Source organism: Streptomyces sp. DH12 (genome assembly GCF_020873895.1).
In the GTDB taxonomy this organism is placed as follows: domain Bacteria; phylum Actinomycetota; class Actinomycetes; order Streptomycetales; family Streptomycetaceae; genus Streptomyces.
This window is the reverse complement of record NZ_JAHWGT010000353.1, coordinates 1-667: the sequence shown is the minus strand read 5'-3', so window position 1 is coordinate 667 and position 667 is coordinate 1. Positions and strand designations below refer to the sequence as shown.

General features: G+C 73.6%; 1 pseudogene. It reads left to right on the top strand.

Annotation, left to right across the window (positions count from 1 at the left end):
- Positions 1-667: pseudogene (locus LPA54_RS34510) on the top strand (HSP90 family protein); the annotation flags it as partial.

Here is a 667-nt window from a genome sequence, read left to right as displayed (position 1 = left end):
GGTCTGCGGGGCATCGCGTGCGTGCTGCCGGAGGCGGTGCCGGCCGGGCGCCGTCACGGGCACCGGGTGCACGTCAAGGGCATGCTGCTGTCCGAGCAGGCGGAGGAGATCCTGCCCGACTGGGCGTTCTTCGTGCGCTGCGTCGTCGACGCGGAGAGCCTGCGCCCCACGGCCTCGCGCGAGTCCCTGTACGAGGACGACACCCTGGCCGCGGTCCGGGACGCGCTGGCCGAGCAGCTGCGCGCCTGGATCGCCCGTGCCGCCGCCAGCGACCCGGAGCTGCTGCACCGCTTCCTCCAGGCGCACCACCTGTCGGTGAAGTCGCTCGCCGTGCACGACGACGAGATCCTGCGGATGCTGCTGCCGTGGCTGCCGTTCGAGACCACCGACGGGCACTGCACGCTCGACGAGTTCTCCCGCACCCACCGCACCGTGCTGGTGACGTCCAGCGTGGAGGAGTTCCGGCAGGTCGCGGCGATCGCGTCGGCCGCCGGGCTGGGCGTGGTCAACGGCGGCTACACCTACGACCGCGAACTGGTGCACCGGCTGCCCGAGATCCGGCCCGAGGTGAGCGTCGCCGACCTCGACCCGGCGACCCTGACCGCGCACCTCGACCCGGTCGACCGGGAGACGGAGCTGGCCGCCGCGGCCTATCTGGCGCAGGCCC